The organism is Streptomyces sp. ISL-10 (assembly GCF_018614575.1).
GTDB lineage: Bacteria > Actinomycetota > Actinomycetes > Streptomycetales > Streptomycetaceae > Streptomyces.
Map to the genome: position 1 here is coordinate 165,164 of NZ_JAGGOJ010000002.1, position 20,053 is coordinate 185,216.

At 69.6% G+C, this 20,053-nt stretch carries 15 protein-coding genes and 2 pseudogenes; 6 read left to right on the forward strand and 11 right to left on the reverse strand.

Translation table 11 applies throughout. From position 1 onward, the window contains the following. Nucleotides 1-74 precede the first annotated feature (74 nt). The 6 genes and pseudogenes from J7E88_RS00675 (at nucleotide 75) to J7E88_RS00700 (ending at nucleotide 9,113) form a co-directional block, all read left to right on the forward strand. Nucleotides 75-4,592: a DEAD/DEAH box helicase gene (locus tag J7E88_RS00675; protein ID WP_251021945.1), complete on the forward strand. Its 4,518-nt coding sequence runs from the start codon at nucleotides 75-77 to the stop codon at nucleotides 4,590-4,592. Next, complete coding sequence (locus J7E88_RS00680; protein ID WP_215176105.1) at nucleotides 4,589-5,473, forward strand: hypothetical protein; 885 nt, start codon at nucleotides 4,589-4,591, stop codon at nucleotides 5,471-5,473. The genes J7E88_RS00675 and J7E88_RS00680 overlap by 4 nt, the downstream gene beginning before the upstream one ends. Nucleotides 5,474-5,726: 253 nt before the next feature. Further along, nucleotides 5,727-6,564, forward strand: a pseudogene (locus tag J7E88_RS00685) (DUF5655 domain-containing protein). A 434-nt stretch (nucleotides 6,565-6,998) separates the two neighbouring features. Continuing rightward, complete coding sequence (locus J7E88_RS00690; RefSeq protein WP_185923492.1) at nucleotides 6,999-7,175, forward strand: hypothetical protein; 177 nt, start codon at nucleotides 6,999-7,001, stop codon at nucleotides 7,173-7,175. A 10-nt stretch (nucleotides 7,176-7,185) separates the two neighbouring features. Further along, entirely contained in the window at nucleotides 7,186-8,397 is a 1,212-nt protein-coding gene (locus tag J7E88_RS00695) for a cupin domain-containing protein (RefSeq protein ID WP_215176107.1), read from the forward strand. After that, a complete protein-coding gene (locus J7E88_RS00700; protein ID WP_215176109.1) occupies nucleotides 8,307-9,113 on the forward strand; it encodes an aldo/keto reductase in 807 nt (268 codons plus the stop codon). The genes J7E88_RS00695 and J7E88_RS00700 overlap by 91 nt, the downstream gene beginning before the upstream one ends. On the opposite strand, the gene J7E88_RS00705 is transcribed toward J7E88_RS00700, so the two are convergent. The 11 genes and pseudogenes from J7E88_RS00705 to J7E88_RS00755 form a co-directional block, all read right to left on the reverse strand. Next, on the reverse strand, nucleotides 9,101-9,940 hold the full coding sequence (locus J7E88_RS00705; protein WP_215176111.1) for a hypothetical protein: 840 nt from the start codon (nucleotides 9,938-9,940) through the stop codon (nucleotides 9,101-9,103). The genes J7E88_RS00700 and J7E88_RS00705 overlap by 13 nt on opposite strands. 200 nt (nucleotides 9,941-10,140) lie before the next feature. Continuing rightward, nucleotides 10,141-11,508 carry a DUF317 domain-containing protein gene (locus J7E88_RS36925; protein ID WP_215176113.1) on the reverse strand — a complete coding sequence of 456 codons (1,368 nt, stop codon included), beginning with the start codon at nucleotides 11,506-11,508 and terminating at the stop codon, nucleotides 10,141-10,143. Between the two features lie 67 nt (nucleotides 11,509-11,575). After that, on the reverse strand, nucleotides 11,576-12,685 hold the full coding sequence (locus J7E88_RS00715; protein WP_215176114.1) for a DnaB-like helicase N-terminal domain-containing protein: 1,110 nt from the start codon (nucleotides 12,683-12,685) through the stop codon (nucleotides 11,576-11,578). Next, nucleotides 12,685-13,956 carry a DNA cytosine methyltransferase gene (locus J7E88_RS00720; protein ID WP_215176116.1) on the reverse strand — a complete coding sequence of 424 codons (1,272 nt, stop codon included), beginning with the start codon at nucleotides 13,954-13,956 and terminating at the stop codon, nucleotides 12,685-12,687. Before J7E88_RS00720 ends, J7E88_RS00715 begins: the two co-directional genes overlap by 1 nt. Beyond that, a pseudogene (locus J7E88_RS00725) lies at nucleotides 13,953-14,817 on the reverse strand (hypothetical protein). Before J7E88_RS00725 ends, J7E88_RS00720 begins: the two are co-directional and overlap by 4 nt. Before the next feature lie 92 nt (nucleotides 14,818-14,909). After that, the gene (locus tag J7E88_RS00730; protein ID WP_215176120.1) at nucleotides 14,910-15,389 is read right to left on the reverse strand and encodes a hypothetical protein; all 480 of its coding nucleotides are present in this window, start codon (nucleotides 15,387-15,389) and stop codon (nucleotides 14,910-14,912) included. Nucleotides 15,390-15,447: 58 nt separating this feature from the next. Continuing rightward, the gene (locus tag J7E88_RS00735) at nucleotides 15,448-16,020 is read right to left on the reverse strand and encodes a hypothetical protein (protein ID WP_215176122.1); all 573 of its coding nucleotides are present in this window, start codon (nucleotides 16,018-16,020) and stop codon (nucleotides 15,448-15,450) included. Next, nucleotides 15,977-16,906: an alpha/beta fold hydrolase gene (locus tag J7E88_RS00740; protein ID WP_215176124.1), complete on the reverse strand. Its 930-nt coding sequence runs from the start codon at nucleotides 16,904-16,906 to the stop codon at nucleotides 15,977-15,979. The genes J7E88_RS00735 and J7E88_RS00740 overlap by 44 nt, the downstream gene beginning before the upstream one ends. Beyond that, nucleotides 16,903-18,690 carry a type IV secretory system conjugative DNA transfer family protein gene (locus tag J7E88_RS00745; RefSeq protein ID WP_215176132.1) on the reverse strand — a complete coding sequence of 596 codons (1,788 nt, stop codon included), beginning with the start codon at nucleotides 18,688-18,690 and terminating at the stop codon, nucleotides 16,903-16,905. The genes J7E88_RS00740 and J7E88_RS00745 overlap by 4 nt, the downstream gene beginning before the upstream one ends. Before the next feature lie 83 nt (nucleotides 18,691-18,773). Then, the gene (locus J7E88_RS00750; protein ID WP_251021946.1) at nucleotides 18,774-19,364 is read right to left on the reverse strand and encodes a DUF317 domain-containing protein; all 591 of its coding nucleotides are present in this window, start codon (nucleotides 19,362-19,364) and stop codon (nucleotides 18,774-18,776) included. A 133-nt stretch (nucleotides 19,365-19,497) separates the two neighbouring features. Next, entirely contained in the window at nucleotides 19,498-20,046 is a 549-nt protein-coding gene (locus J7E88_RS00755) for a hypothetical protein (RefSeq protein ID WP_308307210.1), read from the reverse strand. Nucleotides 20,047-20,053: the final 7 nt, after the last annotated feature.

Here is a 20,053-nt window from a genome sequence, read left to right on the forward strand (position 1 = left end):
AGTGCAACTATCGGCTACTGTCCGTGATCGCCTTGCTGCTCTGGTAAGGCCGTGCGCTCTTGTGAAGGTTCGTCATGGCGACTCTCTCCTCCGGTCAGTCAGCTCGGGTGCCGCGTCCCTCGCTCGGAGCCCGGGTGGAGCTCAGTGCTCTTGATTCTTCGGTGTTCTCCAAGCTGCTGGAGAAGGCGCACGAGGCCCGGCACCTCACGCCGGAGCTGGCTGCCGAGGCAGCCGTCCGTGCTGGAAACGGTCAGCTGGGCGTGAGGGAGCTACGGTTGCTCCTCCTCCGGTTCAAGGGGGCGCGCCTCGCCGATCAGGCGAGGGCGGCGGCCTGGACGGTGGTAGGGGCGAGGCCGGAGCTCGCGACGTCCGTGTTGCACTCCCACGCCCAGGACACAGGCGTCCCGACTGCCCTCGTGGTCCGGGACCTGAATACCGGTGGTCCTGAACTGTTCGTCGTGCAGGCCGGATGGCGTGACCGGGGTCGGCAGCTCCACGGCGCTGCAGCAACCCGCGGGACGAAGAAGGCAGCACTGCAGGCAGCTGCTGTGAGCCTGCTCGGTCACATGTCCGGCTGCGAGCCGGTGGAGCAGACCGGCTTCGCCGAGAAGGGCTGGCAGTCGGCGGCCCGGTACTCGGCCGGCTCGGCTATGGCAGCCGCTGACCCGAACTTCGCGTCTCGGCTGCTCGCCGCTCTCGCACAGCCGATCGTGGCCCCGGCCGTTGTGGCGGAGGTAGCCACACGGATCACCGCGGGTGCGCTGATCGCACGGGATCTTCATGCCGTGCTCTTCGACGCCGCGTCCTCGGCCTGGGACCCGGCCCGCAAGGCGGTGCTGTGCGCTGCTGCCGAGACGCCCGGTGCCGCGGTCACTGTGCTGACGTTGTACCAGTCCGCTCGCAATCAACCCGTCCCAGGGTTCAAAGAGGAGCAGAAGCCCGGAGGTGCGGTGCTGTTCCGGTCTCATGTCACGTACGTCACCGACGGCGAGACGGCGACCGTGACAGGTCCGTGGCGCACCAATAAGCGCGACGCCCGGGGCGCGGTCGCACTGCGCGTTCTGGCCGATCTCGCCGGTCTGCCCGTCGAAATTCCCCTGCCGAGGCAGCAGCAGGCCCCTGCTCCGGCGGCGAAGACGACCGCTCCCGGCCCGCAGGACCGGCTCCTTGTGATGCAGGAGGGGGGTGTCATCAGCGAGTTGGCCTTCAAGGAGCAGCCGAGCATCACGGGGCTGGAGCCCCTGTTCGTGTGCGTGGCCGCCTGCATCAGCAACGGGCGGGTGCTCTCGGGCACTGGCCGCAGCGTGGGAAGGTCCGGTGCCCGCCTTGAAGCGGCGAAGCACTTGCTGAGCGAGTGGAAACGGACGAAGGCGCCCGCGCTCCCTGTTTGGCCGGGGCAGGACAACGTACCCGCCTTCAACGAGATGACCGCTCTCCAAGTGCTGAACCAGCTCAAGCAGAAGGGCCGGATCGCCAAGCTGGTCATCGCCGAGCCCCGGCTCGAACCGGGGGCCGGGTATCTCGCGACCGTCAGCTGCCGGGTCGCCGGACAGGATCTGCGGGCGGAGGCCGCCGGCGCGGCAAAGCGGCCGGCCCAGCGCAACGCGGCGAAAGCCATGCTGGACCTGCTGGCCGCACCGCCCAGCATCCCGCCGCAAGCCGCTGAGCCGGAGCCGGATATCCACGACGACCGCGTGAGGCATGGGCCTGCCGGACCGGTCGCCGGAGCCGGTGACATCACCGCCGCAGCGGCTTCCCTGGCGGCCCTGTTTCGGCAGGGCGCGGAACTCACCATCGACATCCAGGGCGGAAGCGCACGATTCTTGCTGTACAGCCCCGACGGCTTGCCCATGCAGGAGACGCCCCGTCGCCCGATCCGCCCCTGCACAGCCGCACTGATCCTGCCGAGCAAGGGAGCCGCGATCCGGCTGCAGCTCGTGGAGTGCTGGCACGTCCCGCTGCGTCTGCTGGCCAACGTGCTTGCCTTGGAGGAGGAACGCGGCAAGGAGGCGCATTCAGTCAGCGTGTGGCGACAGGTGATCCGTCTCGGGCTGGCCGTCGTGGCCGACGGCCGCGTCTTCCCGGAGCTGGCCGACGACGGGACGGACGTGTGGCGAGCCGGTCCGCTGACTGCCGAAGAGGAAGAGTGGGTCGGGCGACTCGCCGATGCCATGGTGCCGCCGGCGCACTGCGGCATGGTCACCGACACGAAGCCGCACCGACTGTGGGCCCCGCGAGTCGCGGTCCTCGCCGGACTCGACACGGTCGCCGAGGCGATGCTCCGCGGCCCGGGTACGTCGACCGTGCTCGGCCACGGGCCGTTCACCGGAGCAGTGCCCCAGCAGCAGCACACGCCAGCCCTCGTCCAGTGGGGCGACGCCCTGCGGGACGGAGCGGGCGCCGAGCAGCTGGAGCTGGTTCTGTCGGTCCGCGCTCCTCAGAAGGACAGTCCGGACGACACCGAGCTCCTCTGGGCAGATCTCCGGCTGCGTATGCCGGATGCTTCGACGGTTCATGAACGGAACTGGCGCCCTGCTGCGGACATCGCCTCCGACCCGCAGCTCGTCGCCCTCCTGCGCCGCCGGCTGCGTCACATCGCCGCCGATTGGGCCCCCGCCGAACGGCTCTTGGAACGCCCCGTCCCTGACACCTTCACTCTGCGGGCGGCTGAGGCCGTCCTTCTGAGAGGACAAACCGCCCACCGGCTGGAACGGGCAGGGCTGCGCGTGGAGTGGCACCACGGATGGACGGACCGACTACGGACCCGTGCGGTACTGGAGCGCCGCCCGGCAGCCCCGGCCTCTGCAGCGCGCCCCCGGTTCGCCCTGGACGATGTACTCGACGGACGCTGGCAGGTATCGGTGGCCGGCAGCGACCTGTCCGACAGCGAGATGGACGACCTCGCGAAGAACTCCGTGCCTCTGGCGAAGGTCCGCAACCAGTGGGTGCTTGTCGACGAGGAGACAGTCCAGCGGGCAGGAGACCGCGTGATGCCGCCCGTCGCCGCCGACCAGGCCCTGAGGGCCTCCCTGACCGGGAAGATCAACATCGACGGCACCACGTTCGACTGCGAGCCGGCCGGCGACCTTGCCGAACTTGTGCAGTTCCTCCGCGCCGGTTCACGAAGCGCACCAGTGAACTCACCCCACGGGCTGTCGGCCACAATGCGCGACTACCAGAAGCTCGGCCTCGCCTGGCTGGCGAACACCACCGACGCCGGCTTCGGCGCCCTCCTCGCCGACGACATGGGACTCGGCAAATCCCTGACTGCCCTCGCGCTCCACCTGCACCGCCGCAACGGTGCACGTCGGCCTGCCGGGCCCTCCCTGATCGTGTGTCCCGCCTCCATGGTGATCAACTGGGAACGCGAGGTACAGCGGTTCGCCCCCACGGTGCCCACCGTCCGCTACCACGGCCCGGAACGCACTTTGAACGGCACGACGGACCGCACCGTGGTGATCACCACCTACGAGACCATCCGCCGCGACATCGACGTCCTGGTCGCGCACCCCTTCGACCTCGTCATCGCCGACGAAGCGCAGCTGATCAAGAACCACCGGACCGGTACGGCCATGGCCATGCGACGCCTCCAGTCCCAGATCCGCATCGCCCTGTCGGGGACCCCCGTCGAAAACAACCTCAACGACGCCTGGTCCCTGATGGACTGGCTCAACCCCGGCCTGTTCGGATCGCTGCGAACTTTCCGGGAGCAGTTCGGCAAGCCGATCGAAGCCAACATCACCGACACCGAGCTGACTGACCGTCTCGCCGGCCTCCTCAAAGCCTTCATGCTCCGTCGGCGCAAGAGCGACCCCGGAGTCCTGCCCGAACTCCCGCCCAAGGTCCACAGCCCGCGAATCGTCACGCTGACGCCCGAGCAGGCCGCCCTCTACCAGCAAGTTGCCGACGAAACGCTCCGTGAGATCCGTGCCGCCGAAGGAATCGCACGCAAGGGCCTTCTGCTCAAGCTCTTCGACCAGCTGCAGAAGATCTGCAACGCGCCCGAGCACTTCCTGGACGAACCGCTCGACGACGTGTACGACCCCGAACAGGCTGCCGCCCGCTCCGGCAAGCTCGCGGCCCTCGACGACCTCCTGCCCGTCCTTCGCGACCCGGACGAGTCCTGCCTCATCTTCACCCGCTACCGGGCGATGGCCCACCGCCTCGTCCACCACCTCCAACGCCACGGCATCAACCCGCTCTACCTCAGCGGCGACATCTCCGCCGGCCGCGACCGACAACGCATCATCGACACCTTCCAAAACCGCCCCGGTCAAACCATGGTCATCACTGTCAAGGCCGGCGGCACCGGCCTCACGCTCACGCAGGCCAGCCACGTCATCCTCTTCGACCGCCCCTGGAACCCGGCCAAGGAAAGCCAGGCCATCGATCGAGCGCACCGCCTCGGCCAGACCCGCACCGTCACCGTCCACCAGCTCACCACCGAGAACACCCTCGAAGACCGAGTCGACGAACTCCTCCGCCACAAACGCGCCCTGGCCGACGCCATCCTCACCAGCGACAGCTCCGCCCTCAGCGAGCTCACCGACGACGAAATCTGCGAGCTGATCGCCCTGGGAGCCCGACGATGAACAACACCAACCTCTGGGCCGACCACTTCAGCACTGCTGCCAGCGCCGCCATCGCCGACCAGGAAACCTACCTCGCCGGCCGAGCGGACCTGGACGAGCGAGGCATCGAGCGCTTCCTGATCTCACCCGGACGCATCTCCGGCCTGGTGACCGCACGCAACACCGGCGCGGAACTCCACGTCACCATCACCCTGCCGGTCCTCACCTCCGACCAGGCGGCCAACCTCCGAACAGCAACGCCCCAGTGCGTGCACCACGAAGCCGGCGGCGACGCACTGCCCGACTGCCTGGCCGAGCCCGCCCACACCGGCGGCGTGAACGTACTCCCGGATCCCGCCCAGCTCCGCTTCGTCTGCACCTGCCCGGCGACCTCCCCCTGCCGGCACGCAGCAGCCCTCGCCCATGCACTCATCGACCGGCTGCGCACCCACCCAGGAGACCTCGCCGTCCTGCGCGGCCTGCGCCAGCCCTCACACCCGGCCCAGGACATCCCCGCCGCGGACACGAGCGCCGACACCAGAACGAAGACCCGGCTCTCGGCACACCACGCCTGGGCCTGGTATCGGGAATGCACCGACCTGCCCCCCATCCCCACCTACTCGCCCTCACTCTCCAACGAGCCGCCCAGCCCCCCAGCCTGGTCTCCGCCACCCCCGCCCGCACCCACCAGCGAGCACCTGCGCGCCCTCGTCAACGATGCCGCGACCCATGCCACGGACTTCCTCCGCAGCGGAACGCCGCTGGAATGCGCCTGGGACACAGACGCCGTCCGTCTCGCCTCCCGAATCCCGCACATCCGCATCTCAGACATCGCCGACCGTCTGGGCCTCGACATCGCGGAGCTACGCGACCGGATCACCGCCGCCCGTACGTCGGCCTAACGGCAGAACCCTGACGGAACCCGCTCCGCGATGGTGCCCATGAGAATCCGACAGCGCATCCATCACGTGAGTCAGGTGTCAGCGGCCGAGCTGGCAGCAGTAGTCGTCGACTCGGGCGGCATCGGATGCAGAGGCGGCTGGGAGGCTGTCTGGAAATAACCCTCCGTTCGAGAGCGTTACCGCTCGACGATCACGAGCGCGGAGGTGGCTGGACCTGAAACTGTTCGACACGAGGAACGGCGTGACCGAGGTCATGCCGTGGCTGGCTGAGGCTGAGGCCGATGTGCAGGCGCTCGTCGAGAGTGCGATGGAGCCGATGCTTGGGGTCCGCTTCCTGGCCACCGAGTACAGCACCGGCCCCGTCCACGGCGGGCGCATCGACTCGCTCGGGCTGGACGAGAACGGCTCGCCGGTGATCGTCGAGTACAAGCGGGGCGTTGACTCGGGTGTTATCAACCAGGGCCTGTTCTACCTCAGCTGGCTCATGGATCACCGGGCAGAGTTCGAGCGCCTGGCCCGCGACCGGCTCGGGGCCACGGCCGCGGCCCAGGTGCTGTGGAGCGGACCGAGGCTGATCTGCGTCGCTGGCGACTTCACCCGCTACGACGTTCATGCCGTGCGCGAGCACCGGCGCAGCATCGACCTGGTCCGTTACCGGCTCTTCGGCAACGACCTGCTCGGCCTTGAGACTGTGGCCTCGGTCAGCGGCCGGTCGCCAGTCACCCGACGCGTTCGCCGGCAGGGGACCGGGCCTTGGGGGCGGCGGCCACGGCACGGCCCTGGTTGAGCTGGCGCAGGCGGTCGACGAGTCGCTGCTAGGGCTGGGCGACGGCGTGAACTATGTCCAGCGCAAGATGTACCGGGCGTACCAGCGCCTGCGGAACTTCGCCTGCGTGTGCCCGCCCCAGAGGACCAAGCTCCTCGTCTATCTCAAGGTTGACCCGAAGCAGGTCGACCTCGTCCCTGGGTTCACCCGGGACGTGACGGGTCTCGGTCACCACGGCACGGGCGACCTGGAGGTGCAGCTGCGCACCCTCCGGGATGTGGAGCGCGCCCAGGACCTGTTCCGCATGAGCTACGCGGCGGCGTGAAGCGCTAACGGCTCCGAGCCGATCGCGTTTCCACGCGTCAATTCGATGGTCGTCTCGGTGATGCCTCTCGACGTACGGGCAGGTAGTGGCGGTGGACCATCAATCATCCGCGAGATCGCCGGTTTGGCTAACCGGCGATCCCGCGCTATGTTGCCCCGCTGACGGGGCTCCGATGTCCTGCCTTTCGCCGCCATGGTGAGCGTCGTGGTTGTCACTCTCGCCCTGGCTCACACTCCCGGTCGATGAATACACTCCTTCGGCCCAGCCCAGACCAGGCAGTCGTCCAGGCGGAATCAGGCCCTAGCTTCCTCCCCTGAGAAGGGGCAAGAGCGTCCTGCAGCGCTGTCCGAATCCCGCCCTACTGCCATGCGGTGGACGCGGGTTAACTCAGACGTTCGCCCAGAGCTGGGTTGGAGAACTGAGAGGAGAGCTCGATGGCAGACAGGGCATCCACACAGGTGGCGGGGACCAGCCCCGCGCTTCTGATCGCGGTGGAGGAGCTGGCGACTGCGCATGACCGCAGCGAGTCCGAGCGGTCCGACATCACCAGCTCGCAGAACAGCGCGGGAGATGACGGCGACAACCGCGACCTGAACCTCCCGAAGGAGTAGGGGGAACCCCATGGAGCACCGGCTCGTCAGCCACATCGAGAAGGCTCTCGGCTGGGACGGGCCGGGTTCCGTGGGATCCGCGTTCGCGCGCGGCCGTCTCACGGACCCGGACCTGCCCGCACGGCTGTTGACCCCGCTCAGACTGCTGGACCTGATCAAGCGCCGCCATCTGGCCAATCCGCAGCTGCGCTGTTATGCCGAAGGCGAGGAAGTGCACCCGTCCACGTTCCTGTCCACCAACGTCAACCGGCGCAGGCAGGCCGTGAGCCAGGCGGACATGGCGGCCCTCGGACGAATACTCAACGACGGCGGCACCGTGGTCCTGGATCACGTGGACTTCTTCGACGCGACGCTGGAAGTCGCCTGCCGGGCCCTGGGCTGGTGGTCCGGCGAACTCACCTCTGCCAACGCCTACCTCGCGGTGGGTGACACCGACGGATTCCACCTGCACTGGGACGACCACGAGGTCATCGCCGTGCAGCTTTCTGGCGAGAAGTCGTGGGAAGTGCGCGGTCCCTCGCGGCCGGCGCCGATGTACCGCGACGCGGAACGCAACCGCACGCCCTCCGAAGAAGTGCTGTGGAAGGGCACGATGCAGGCCGGGGACGTCATGCACATCCCACGAGGCTTCTGGCACACCGCGACCCGCCTCGGTTCGGGGAGTGGTGGACACTCACTGCACGTGACGTTCGGGTTCACCAAACGGACCGGTGTCACCTGGGCTAACTTCCTCTCTGACGCCGCCCGCGCCGACGACGCGTTCCGTCACGACCTGGAGGGCGTGCAGCGCACCGCACACCAGGTGCTGACGGACAAGCTCAGCGCCCTGGCCGCCACCTACAGCCCAGAGCGGTACCTGGACGAACTGCGGTCCAGCACCCCGCCCGCACGCCACATGCCGCACGTGGCCGCCTTCGGTCGGCCGGACGGAGTCGCGGCCGTCACCGAGTTCGCGCCCTCCATCGTCCGCTCCGGTGACACCGTCCAAGTGTGCGGTGGCGGTAAGCGGCTGACCTTCCACGAGCGCGCAGAACCGAGCCTGCGTGCGCTCCTGTCAGGTCACCCGGTCTACCTCGAGGGTGCCCCCGACGACGTCATCACTTTGGCCGACTTGTTGATCACGGAGGGGCTGTGCGAACCGCTGACGGAACTATCGTCCTCGGGCTACACCGGTCTGGTCACGCCCGTGACCTACTCGAAGCAGCCGCCGACCTCGATGTAACACGCCTCGACACCGCGTCTAACTACCTGCGTCATCGCTCCCACGAGGTCCTGAAGACGACGGCAGGCGATCTTCTGCCGAAATTCTCGGTCTCCACCAAGGTCGGGTATTTCCCCGAGGGGCACAGCCTCGCTCCCGCCCGGCTCCGCGTAGCCGTCGAGCAAGCCATCAAGGATCTTGGGCGGGAGCCTGATCTGGTATTTCTCCACAACCCAGAGCACTCGGCACCCGACGCCGAGACGCTGGAACAGGCATGCACGGTCCTGGCCGACGCAGCGCAGGCGGGGCTCTGCCGTTCCTGGGGCGTCTCGACCTGGGATCCGCGCTCGCTCATGAACTTCGACGTGCCAAGCCCTGATGTCCTTATGGCCCGAGCAGGGTTGCTGGTCGGGGTCGACGTCCTCGAAGCGGCCGAAGCCCTGGCGATGCGGTGGTGCCCGTCGCAGGTGTGGGGCATGAGCCCCTTCGGCGGAAGTACGGCCGAGGCGGTGTGGGAACGCTTCGATCCGAGGATCTTCCTGCGAGGCTCCCCGTCCGCCACGAAGATCCAGGCTGCCTTCCGTTCCTCGTACGGCCTCCCTCGGGTCGACGCGGTCGCGGTCGGCACAGACGACGTCGCCCATCTGCGGGAGCTGACCGAGGCCCTGGCGTACGAGGTCGACGAGAACGTGATCCGGGAGTACAGGCAGCTCCTCAAAGCCCGTCAGCGCGCCTGAAGTTCCTGCAGCAGCTGCTCCGCCGTCTTCCTCGCGGGGACCAGGCGGGGGTCCTCGGGATCGGCGTAAGGGCCGAGGATCTTCGCGGCGACGAACAGGGTCATCAGCATGCCGTCCCGGCTCTCCAGATCCTCACGCCGCTCGCTGCGGACGCGGTCTGCCAGAGCTGGGACGGCGAGCGAGGCCCCCCACAGACTTGCCGCGTCCAGGCCGCGAGGGGCCATGCCCCAGTCCTCCCAGTCGAACACACAGAACACCGGCGCCGTGATATTCGCCCAGTTGAAATCTGCATGGGCCGGCCGCCATTCGGCTACGGCCGCATCGACACCCGGGAAGACGTTGTGGATCGTTCCCCTGACCAGGTCCTGAGTGAGGGTCTCGGTATCCGGTGTCGCGATACGGTTTGTGTGCTGCGTGGCAAGGGCATCCAGCGAGGCGTTCAGCGCACTCCACCACTCCTCGGGCAGCTGTGGATCCTCCGCCACTACGGCGCTGCTCACTGGCGCCGCCGGCAGCACCTCCGTCTCGTCCGCTCGCCACATCACCGGCTCCGTGTCGTCCCGCCACGCGACGCCTGTGAGCCAGGCCGGTTTCGCGATCCCGCGAAGGGCCTCGGCGGACGCGGTGCCATCCCCTCCCTGGACCCCGATCCGATCGAGTCCGCGCCGCTCGATCCGCACCCACGTATTGCGGTCCGTACGCGCCCCCAGAGACCGGCGCTTGCGCACTACAGCCTCCCGGCTAAGGCGTACCTCAAGCGACCGTTCGACACGGTCCAGCACGGCTTCCACAGGCTCCTTGCGCAGGTCCACTGAACGCGGTGTCATGCGCCCGAACGTACCAAGTCCCAGCCACATCGCGAGGGAGATTCGGGGCGAGGCGTACAGGTGCAGCTGACGAGGAGATCGATCCCGTGCTGCCCTCTAGGTGAGGACGCGCCCCGAACGGGGACAGGTGCGATACCGGGCTTACCGGGCGCAGGGCTGCCGTTGGGCGGCATCAGCGACATAAGCCGCTCGTGTCCGGTTCAGAGACCGCGGCTGATCGTGTGCCCGGTCGTTGGCGGGGAGATAGCTGGCGGCGAGGGTCGGAGTCGGACGCTGCGGGGGCGCCTTGCGGTATTGGTGCGCCGGGTGCCGGTTCCGTGGGCGAGGGTCTCGGAGAGGTCGGCCAGCAGCGAACTTGGGGTATGTGGGGACGCGGTGAGGGCCCAGGTGGGTCGGTCGGGACCTGGACCTGCCCAGACGGTCCAGGTGGCGAGGTTCTGGCTCGGGTGCTGGGCGGCGAAAGCGTCGAACCGGACCCCCGCGTCCCCGGCGGGGGACGTCCAGCCGATCCATCGCCCGTCCACAGTGTGCTTCCACCCGGCCTCGGACAGGGGCTGTGTGGCGGCGGCGACGGTCTTTTCGTCCACCAGGGCGCCGACGGCCGTGTCCCAGCCGTCGCCGTCGGCGAGGTGATCCAGCAGTTCCTGCAGCACTGGGGCCGGAGTGGCGGCGGTCGCGGTGAGGACCCACATGCGGTCGGAGACGGGCGTCTCGTACGCGGCTACGGTCCAGGCGGTCTCGCGGGGGTGGGCTTCGTGGACGCGCTCGATGCGCAGGGTCTGGGACTCGTGGATCGCGTGGGTCGTCTCGTCCGACCAGGTCCGCCACTTCTCCCAGTCACCGTGGGCGGCGAGGAACGCCTCCAGCAGAGCATCGTGGTCGCCGGCATCAGCCGCGTACGCGGGGACCGTTTCCGGCGGGGGGTGTGGAGGTCCAGATTCGGCGGCGGGTGGGGACGTTTTCGCCTGGGCGGCGGCGCGCTCGGTGTCGGTCATGGGTGCCGGGCCTGGCCGCATGGCGGCGCCGTGGACCCTCTCGAAGGCGACCAGGGCTGCGGCGGGCGAGTCGAAGGTGTCGGCGACCTGCCGCAGATGGTTCTCGCCGTGGAGATAGACGCTCTTGCCGCTGCCGAGGTAGGTGCCGACCGCGACGGTGGTGTGGCCGTCCTCGGCGTGAGCGTGGATGAGGAGCTGGCCATGGCGGATGTCGTCATAGATCTTCTGGGCCGCGTCGGAGACCTCGCGGATTTCGCTGCGGGTGCACCAGGGCATTGGATAGTCGGCCCAGGTCCATTCCTCGGCCATGGCTTCCCGGAGCCGCGGGGTGATCTCGACGCTGACCCCGTCAGCGGCCAGTTGCTGGGCCGCCTTTTCGGCCCAGTAGGGCTCCTCGTGATCGATGCGGGCCAGGACCAGGGTGTTCTCGGCCACCACGGTCCAGTTGGCGGCCTCCAGGCCCACGTGGGGGATGTGGGCCTGGGAGCCGGTCAGGACGGCGGTCACGGCACTGGGGTGGGTGGGGTGGACGTCGAGGCGGACGTGCGCGTCGATGAACTGGGCGGTGGTCACGTGGGGGTGTCATCTCCTGTGCCCGGTGGCCGGGCCTACGGGCCCGGCCACCGGCGTGTGCGGGGGGCTATCGGGTGGCGCGAGTGGTGCGGGCGGCCGCGGTGGTTGGGGGGCCCGCGCGGGTGGTAGGCGCGGGGCGTGGGCGCTGCGGAAGGATCCGTCCGGTGGCGTGCTGCCAGCGGGTGCGGATGGCGCCGAGGTCGGCGAGGGCCCGGCGGGCACCGACGACGAGCTGGAACGGTGTGTTCGCAGGGTCGCTGGCGTACGCCTCGATGCGGCGGCCGACGTGGTCGGCGGCGGCCAGGAGGGAGCGCTGCAAGGTGCGTTCGCCCCAGTGCTCGACGGAGCCGACCGGTCCGGCGAGAAGGCAGAGCACGTCGCCGGGTTCGCTGCCGTGCTCAAGAAGGCCGCGCTGTTGTGCTTCCCATAGGACGGTGACGGGGTCGATGGGCTCGTGGCGGCGTTCGAGGGTGGTGAGGCACTGCCACAGGCCGGCGTGCAGCGGCTGGGTGAAATCCTCGGGAAGCAGCCACCGTACGGACTCGATGCCAGCGGGGTGGGCGGTGGCCGTAGCGAGCAGCAACTGCTCCTCCTGCGCCGCCTCGGCATAGTCGGGTGCGATGGCCGGCGGGGGTGGCGGGGTGCGGGGCAGGACGCCCGCGCGTGGCGGGAAGCGTGCTGCGATGTCGTCCACGACTGCGGCGAGCGCGTCGGCCTCGGCGAGCACCGTCTGGACGGGGTGGGGGAGGGAGGCGTCGTGGACGGTCTGGAGAAGGTGCTCGGCGGCGGCCCGCAGCCGGCGGCGGGCGTGTTCGGCCTCGACCATCCGAGCGTAGGCGGGTGCGTGGCGGGGCCAGGGGCAGACCTGGATGAGGGTGTGCAGATAGGAGGCGGTCAGTCCGCGTGCCTGCTGCTGGCCCGCTGCGAGCACCTGGTTGAGCCACGTGGTGTCCTTCGCGTGCTCGGCCGGGTCGGGCGGCGGCAGGGTGCTGATCGCGGCGAACAGGGCGGCGTGCGCGGCGGTGGAGAACGAGTCGGCGGAGACCCCGGTCACGTCGCCGAGACGGTGCGGATCGAGAAGAAGCGCGCCGAGGAGGGCCTGCTCGACGTGGAACACCGGCTGCGGCGCCGGGATCGTGTCGAGGTCCTCCTCGTCGGGTTCGGGGCTGAGGGGCATCAGGCGGCCAGGGTGAAGTCGTTCGGGTCGAGGGTGACGCCGAGGTGCGGGGCGAGGAGGTGGCCGGCGAGCAGCGGCGGGACCGCGTTGCCGATCTGCGAGAACTGCTGGCCCTTGTTTCCGGCCCACGGGTAGTCGCAGGGGAAGGTCTGCAGGAGGCCGGCCTCGCGAGCGGTGATCCGGATCGGCTCCGGTACTGCCGGCGCGTCCGTGTCCTTCGTCGGCGCCGAGAGCGGTGTGGCGACCCAGGTGCATTCGTTCGCGCGGTGCCCGAAGAACAGCGTGCCTGCCGGCTCCTCGATCGACCGGACAGTGGCGTTGGCCTGGTTGTTGCTGCGCAGAGACCAGGACCAGCGGTGCGCCTCGGCGGTGAACGTCGGCGCCGGGGCGGTGGCAGCACGGTTCTCACGGGTGCCGTGCCGCGCCGCGCACCCCGCGCCTTCGCGACGGGACTGCAGGACCACTCCGTCCGGTCGCGGCATCCAGGTTCCGCGGTCCCGGGCGTCGGAGAGCGTCTTGCGGGAGCCCGAAGGGAACGGTTCGGGCCCGCCGCCGGGCCCGCCCCCGGCACAGACGGTGGGAACGGGCCGGTCGGTCGCACCCCACCCCAGAGCTTCGGCCATGCTCACCCAGCGGGCACGTCCCGGACCGAACAGCGAGTCGGGCTCGGCGACCCGGGCGTGCGTCGGCGTTGGAGGCTGTGCCGTACGGACTCGCGAGGCGAGCAGGATCGCCCGCTTGCGCGTCTGCGGAACGCCGAAGTCGGCCGCGTTGAGGATCCCGTACCAGACCGAGAAACCCCAGCCGCGCAGGATCGCCGCGTACTGCTTCCACAGCGGCAGGACGTCCGGAACCTCCTCCATGGCGACCCACTCGGGCTCGCCGACCGTGTTCAGGGCGTGGAGGTAGCGCATCGGCTCGGCCGCGAGCAGGGAACGCTCGTCACGGCAGGCGGCGAGGAGGCGCTCGCGGGTGTCGCGTCCGGCGGCGAGGTCCTCGACCGCCGCATGCACCAGCGGCTGGTCCACCAGGCCAAGACGTTTGCCGGCCATGCTCCACGCCTGACACGGCGGAGAAGCGATCAGCCCGCGCGTCCGGCCGAGGAAGGGCCACGTCGGATACATCGCCACGTCGGTCCGGATCGTCAACTGCCCAGCGGCAGCACGGGTCCTGCACGCCCACTCGTCCCACTCCAGCCCCACGTCACGCACACCGAAGACACCCAGTGCACTGCTCCAGCCGCCCGGCCCCGCGAAGAGGTCGAGTATCACGTGGCCAGCCCGAAGTCGTCCTGCGCCAGCGCGTCCGCATCCCCGCGGCACGCCCAGGGCGAGCAGCCGTCCGCGACACCCCGCTCCAACTCGTCCTCGTCGGCGAGCTCCTGCTGGAGGGCCGCCCACTCGGAGGCGGTGACGTGGTCGATCGGGGCCCGGCCGAGGGGGCCGCGGGAGCGGTGCAGGAACGCCTCGCCCAGCAGCCGATTGCCGCTGGCGTTGGCGCGGGCATTGCCCTTTCGGATGGCAGCGTCGAATTCCACGACGTCCTCCCACTCGGCGGGGGAGTTGTCGCGGATGCGCCGCCACTGAGCATTGCCATGGAAAGGGCAGCCCAGGCAGCTCGATTTCGGGGTTTCGGCCAGATCGAGAGAGGTGAGATAGCGAACGCAGTCGGAACGCGACCAGCCCATGTCGATCAGCGGATGTCGGTTCTGCATGTACTTCACGTCGGCGTCCTTGGCGCGGTGGAATTCGTCGGTGGATATGCCGATCCACTGCTCGACGAAAACGCCCTTTGGTATCCGAGTCGGATACGGGTAGCCGAGAAGATCGCGGATCTTCTTCTTGATGGGCTTCACCTTGTACTCCCCGGTGCACTGGCGCCGGGTCATCCCAGGACGCCCGTCCGTGTTGAGGGATGTAGAGGGGCATGGAGGCGAAACGATGATCCGGGTTCAGGGCGTCGTTGCGGATGTTTCCGGAGGAAACCCGGAGAACAGGTATACCGGCGGGCGTTGCTATTTCGCGTTCGAGGCGGTCGAGATGGTCATAGACGGATTTGGGCTCCCATCCGGTGTCGGCGAAGATCGCGTAGTCAATTTTCGGGAGGATGTCTTCGGCAGACAGGGCGAGCAGGGTGCTGGACTGGACGCCGGCACCGAGAGAAAGGGCGCGGAACTGGGGGGAGGGGTGAATGGGCAATCCTTGGGCGGAGCGTGGAGGCCGGGTCAGCGGGCGCGGGCTCGGGAGATGTCCGGTTGCGGGACGGGCAGGAGCGCGGGCACGAAGGAGCGCCGTGCGGCGAGGGCGGCGGTGGCCTCGCGGGCGCCGGTGACCGCAGCGGTGTAGTGGGGCAGGACGCGGTCGGTGATCCGCCAGGCGGCGCGGGCCGGATCGAGAGGGCCGGCGACGGTCGGCGGCGCGGGGATGCGGTCGGTGATGCCCTCGTGCAGCCCTTGGGGGATCACAGGGCAGACCAGGGCCCGGCCTCGCCGGTGCTCGACGAGGTACAGCTCCAGGTCGTCGTGCCGCCGCAGGGTGATTCCGTGGCTGCGGAAGGCGATGGCCGGCCTGGCGTCCAGCGGCGTCCACACGCGGCATGTGTCAGCGAACTGGTCGGCGGCGCGGGTGTACTGGCGGTAGAGGGCCGTCCAGGTGCCGGGCAGACGGTCGGCGAGCTGGAGGGCGAACAGGTGGAAGGGGTGCAAGAAGTGTCCTCGGCGGGAGAGAAGGTCAGCGTGTCCAGCTGGCGGCGTCGGGGCAGCGTCAACGCCGTACGCGAGGAGTGCGGGACGCTGAGGGGGCTGTGGTGGGGCCGGTCGCCCGCTGAACAGGCTTCGCTTGTTCTTGTGTGGCGGCGAGGTCGCGGGTGATGCCGGTGGCGACGTTGTGGCACCCGATCGCGCTCAGGTCGAGCTGGTGGGCGGCATCGGCGAGGTGGCCGGTCATACGCGGTATGGCCTCGGCGTGGCGAGCGGTGCGTACCGATTCGTCGTCTGCCGGGTAGCCGACGAACGGCGCGCCTTCGTACGGGTTGGCGTACAGCGCGCTGGCGAGGTCGTTGCCGGCCAGGGAGGAAGCGACCACGACCGAGGCCAGGCACTCCAGGCTGGCGCGGCTGCCGGCGATGTCGGCGTACGCGCCGCCGTCGAGCGCGCCCAGGCGTACGAGGGCGGTGGCCATCAGGTCCTGGACCTTGAGCAGGAGCGGGCTGATCCGGCGCAGCGCGTCGGTGCCGGGGGTGTAGGAGAGGTCCCGGACGCGTGCGTGCAGGGCCTCGAACTCGCCTGCCAGGTCACGGAGTTGTTCTGCCTGTTCTGCAAGGTTGAGCGAAGGCATGGGGCGGTGTGCTCCGGGAGATCGGGTTAGAGATGGAGGCGCAGCGGGAGATTCGGTCGGTGACCAGCTGGGCGTGACGCAGGGGCAATGCGTGGGTGGCGTCCGGGACGATCTCCAGCTGGGCGCTGGGCAGACAGGCGGCGAGACGACCGGTCCGCTCGGGCGGGATGTGGGCGTCGAGGCTTCCGGCCAGAAGGTGGACCCGCCCGCCGAGCTGCTGCAGCGAACCGGGGTCGGGCTGCTGATTGGCGAGGTCGTGCCACAGGGCAGCGAGGTCTCCGGTCGCCATGGTGTGCAGGCCCTGCCGGCACGGCAACGGCAATGCACCGGACGCCGACTGTGCGGGGGAGTGCAGGGCCCACCGGCTGGTGGTGGGAAGGCACCGCCGGACCGCGTCGAGCAGGTACGGCGCGTGCGTGCACGCGGACGCGAGAAGGTTGCGGCCCAGCGTGAGGAAGGACTGGGCCGGACCGGTGCCCGTGCGGGTGCTGATGCCGCCGTACGGGGGCGAGATCAGCACCAGCCCGCGGATCCGGGGCGCGAGGTGGGGGTGGCGCGCGACCAGGCGCATGAGCGTCATCGCCCCCATGGAGTGGCCGGCGAGCACGAGCGGTCCCCGTGGCGCTGTCGTCTCAAGAACCTGGGAGAGGTCGTCGGCCAGTTGGTTGAGGCTCAGGGCGGCGGTGCCGCGGGTTGAATAGCCGTGCGCGCGCTGGTCGTAGCGCACGACGCGCATCCCCTCGCGGAGCAGGAGTGGTACGTGCGAGCGCCACAGGGCAGCGGTGACTGAGAGCCCGTGCACGAGGACTGCCGTCACGGGTGCTTGGGCGGGACCGTCGACGTAGGTTGCGAGCCGGGCACCATCGGGGAGTCGTATCGATCTCATGCTGCGGTCCCGAAGTCGGTCTGCCTCGGTGTGTGCTTGGCGACCGCCCGCTTGGTGATGCCGTCGGAGGCCCGCTTGGAGGCGGCGGAGAGTTCGTCGGCGCCGGGCTCCAGGTACCACGGGCGAAGGTCGAGCATCGCGGCGCGCATGCCGGTGGCGAAGCAGAGCGCGGTGCCCTTGGGTAGGGCGCGGATTGCGTCGGCCGGCAGGATCCGCTCCTGTCGCATCGACACGGAGGTCGACTTGCCGGACTCGGAATGTGAGGTGGACGTCGTCTCGACGTCATGGTCGCCGATCAGCCGGGACAGCTTGTCGGCGAAGTCGGGGTCGTCGATGCCGGAGCCGATCACCTTCACGGTGGACGCTGACCACATGGCGTCCATGCCCGCGTCCCCCCAGACCTTCTGGCCCTGGCGGTAGGACTGCAGGATCGTGATCGGGATGATCCCGCGTGACCCGAGATGCGAGTACAGGTCCGGAAGGTCCGAAATTTTGCAGACGTTGGCGGCCTCGTCGAGGATCGCGAGCATTGGCGGGTCGAGCCGCCCGCCGGCGCGCTCGGCCTGCGCGGTCGCGGCGCGCATCACCGAGTCCGCGCATGCGGCGATCAGCGCGCTGGCGCCGCCTCCGCCGTCCTTGCTCAGGAGGAGGAGCGTGTCGGTGGAGGTGACGAACTCGGTCGGCCGGAACTCGGGCACGTCCTTCTGCGGGGTGACCCAGGCGGCGATCTCGCTGTTCAGCAGAGCGGCGGCGTACTGGCGGGCGGTCTCGTAGATGCCATCGCGGGTCTCCGGCGGTCCCTCGACCGTGCCCTTGAGCTGGGCGGCGACGGCGGCGAAGTCGTGGTCACGGAGGATGTCGAGCGGAGTGCGGTCGGCGGGGAAGGCGAGCCACTGCATGACGTCGGTGATCGGCCGTTCGTCGAGGGCAGCGGCCAGGAACAACTGGGACAGGATGTTGGATCCGGCCTTGGACCAGAAGTCCCCCTGCTGGCTCGCGTCCACCGAGGCGGCGAGGAAGTGGCCGGCCAACCGCCCTGCGCCGTCCAGGGTTTTGGCGTCCGCCAACGGGTTCCACCACATCTCGCGTGCTGCGTGCGCGATCTGCTGCGGATCCATCGACCACACCTGACCGACGCGTGCGCGGGCGTCGTAGGTGGCGGTGAACGCATCACCTGCGGCCTTGTTCGAGGTCAGCAGAACCGGGCCGGGCGCGGCGAGTACGGAGGGGATCGCGAGCGAGGTGGTCTTGCCCGAGCGCGGCGCCATGATGGCGACGGCCACATCCTCGTAGCCCATGCGCACCTCGTGCTTGGTGCCCTGCAGGTTGCCGAGCAGGATGCCGGTGTCGCGGGCCTCGATGTGCTTGGCGTCCTTCAGGCTCGGGCGCAGGGAGCGGGCCTTGGCGGTGATCGCCTTGGCCATCAGCGGTTCGATGTCCCGGGCCTTGGCCATGCCGGTGATCTTCTTCCGGCCGCCGCCGCGGCTCTTGTGCCGAGACCACAGGACGCCGGTCACGGCGCCGAGGGCGAGCAGGGCTGCGATCGGGACGATCCGAGCGCCGACAAGCAGGGACGTTTCTCCGACCTGGGGCCAGAGCTGGTCAGGGTGGAGGAGGGCGGCGGTCGGCTGGTAGGGCGCCCAGTGGTCGGCGGTCAGCCATGCGGTGATGTTGCCGGACAGCCAGGCGAGATGGGACAGCGGGACGACGACGCCGAGCACTCCGAGGAGGAGGCGCAGGACGATGTCGTACCCGTCGGAGGAACGGTTGGAGGAGGGTGGCAAAGGGCTACGTGCTTCCGGGCGGGGACGAAGGGGTTAGCGGCTACGGGTGTTCTTGGCCGGTGACCGTCGAAGGGGACTCGGATTCACCGGCGTGCTGGCGCGGCGGGCGGCGAGGGCGTGGACGCGTTCTTCCAGGGCGGAGGCGACCTGCGCGGCGGGGACTTCCCGCCGCGTGACGGTGATGAGATCCGGGTCCCGGGTGGGGAGGTGACGACGGTGGCCGTACGCAGCACCGGGCTGGGGTCGGTCAGTGCTGTGGTGAACGCGGTGATCAGGTGGGGCGGTGTGTGCTCGCCGAATCGGGCCTGCCAAAGAGGAGGGCCGGTGCGATCGAGGGCGGCTCCGACCCACCAGCAGCCGGTGGTCTCGTTGACCTCGACGCGGATCGTGCCGTCGGCCGAAGCGAGCCGGTCGTGGCTGTAGGCCGGTGACCAGCCCGATGTCCGGAGCGGTTCCAGCGGGTCCCAGTCGTCTGCAGGATCGGCGGCGGGACTGGTGAGGGTGTCGGTGAATGCGGCGATGAGTTCGACCGGGGTGCGGGCACCGAAGCTCGCGTACCAGGCGGGCCGGTCGGGCTGGTGGGCGTGGTGGAACGTCCACCACTGGCCGTCCGGGTCGGGCTCGAGCCGGAGGAGGGCCCTCTGGTCGGGGCTGGAGAGGATCACGCGCGGCATCAGGGGGTCGTGGCCGTAGCTCCAGCCGCACGCCCGATGGAGGGGGACGGTGACCCAGGAGGGATCTCCGCCTCCGGCCAAGTGGCGCGGGCGACGAAGGCGACATCGACGATCTCGGGAGGCTTCGGCATGGTCACCTCCGCACCGTGCTGGCCCGGCCGGACGCGAGGACCGCAGTCGCGGTCGGTGGCGGGGCCAGGGTCGAGGGGGCGTGGCGGGCAGCTGTGTTGATGTCGAGGACGGCCTGGCCGTGGGAGGCCCAGTCGTCGAGGTAGCTCCAGGCTTCGGCGTGGTACTCGGCGAGGGCGTCGTCGTACGCCGGGATTCCGGGGCAGGCGTCGGCAGCGAGACTGTCGCGCGTCTGCCGCCATTCCTCATGCAGTACATCCAGGCGGTCGAGCGCATCCTGCAGGACGCCCAGCTGCCATACCCAGCGGCTCTGTACCGCGTGGGAGGGGAGTTGGGCGAGCTGCGTCTCGGCGGTGGCCAGCAGGTGGCGGGCGCCGCCGTGGACGGTTTCGAACGCAGCGGCTGTCTCGGCGTCGCGCTGGCTCTGGCGGAGTCCGTAGGCGTGGTCGTCGTACGGCCAGCCGTCGAGGCCGGTGTGCTCGTCGGAGTACGCGTCCCAGGCGTCGAGGATCTTCTTGCTATCAGCGACGAAGTCGGAGAGGTGACGCAGCACCTCGCGA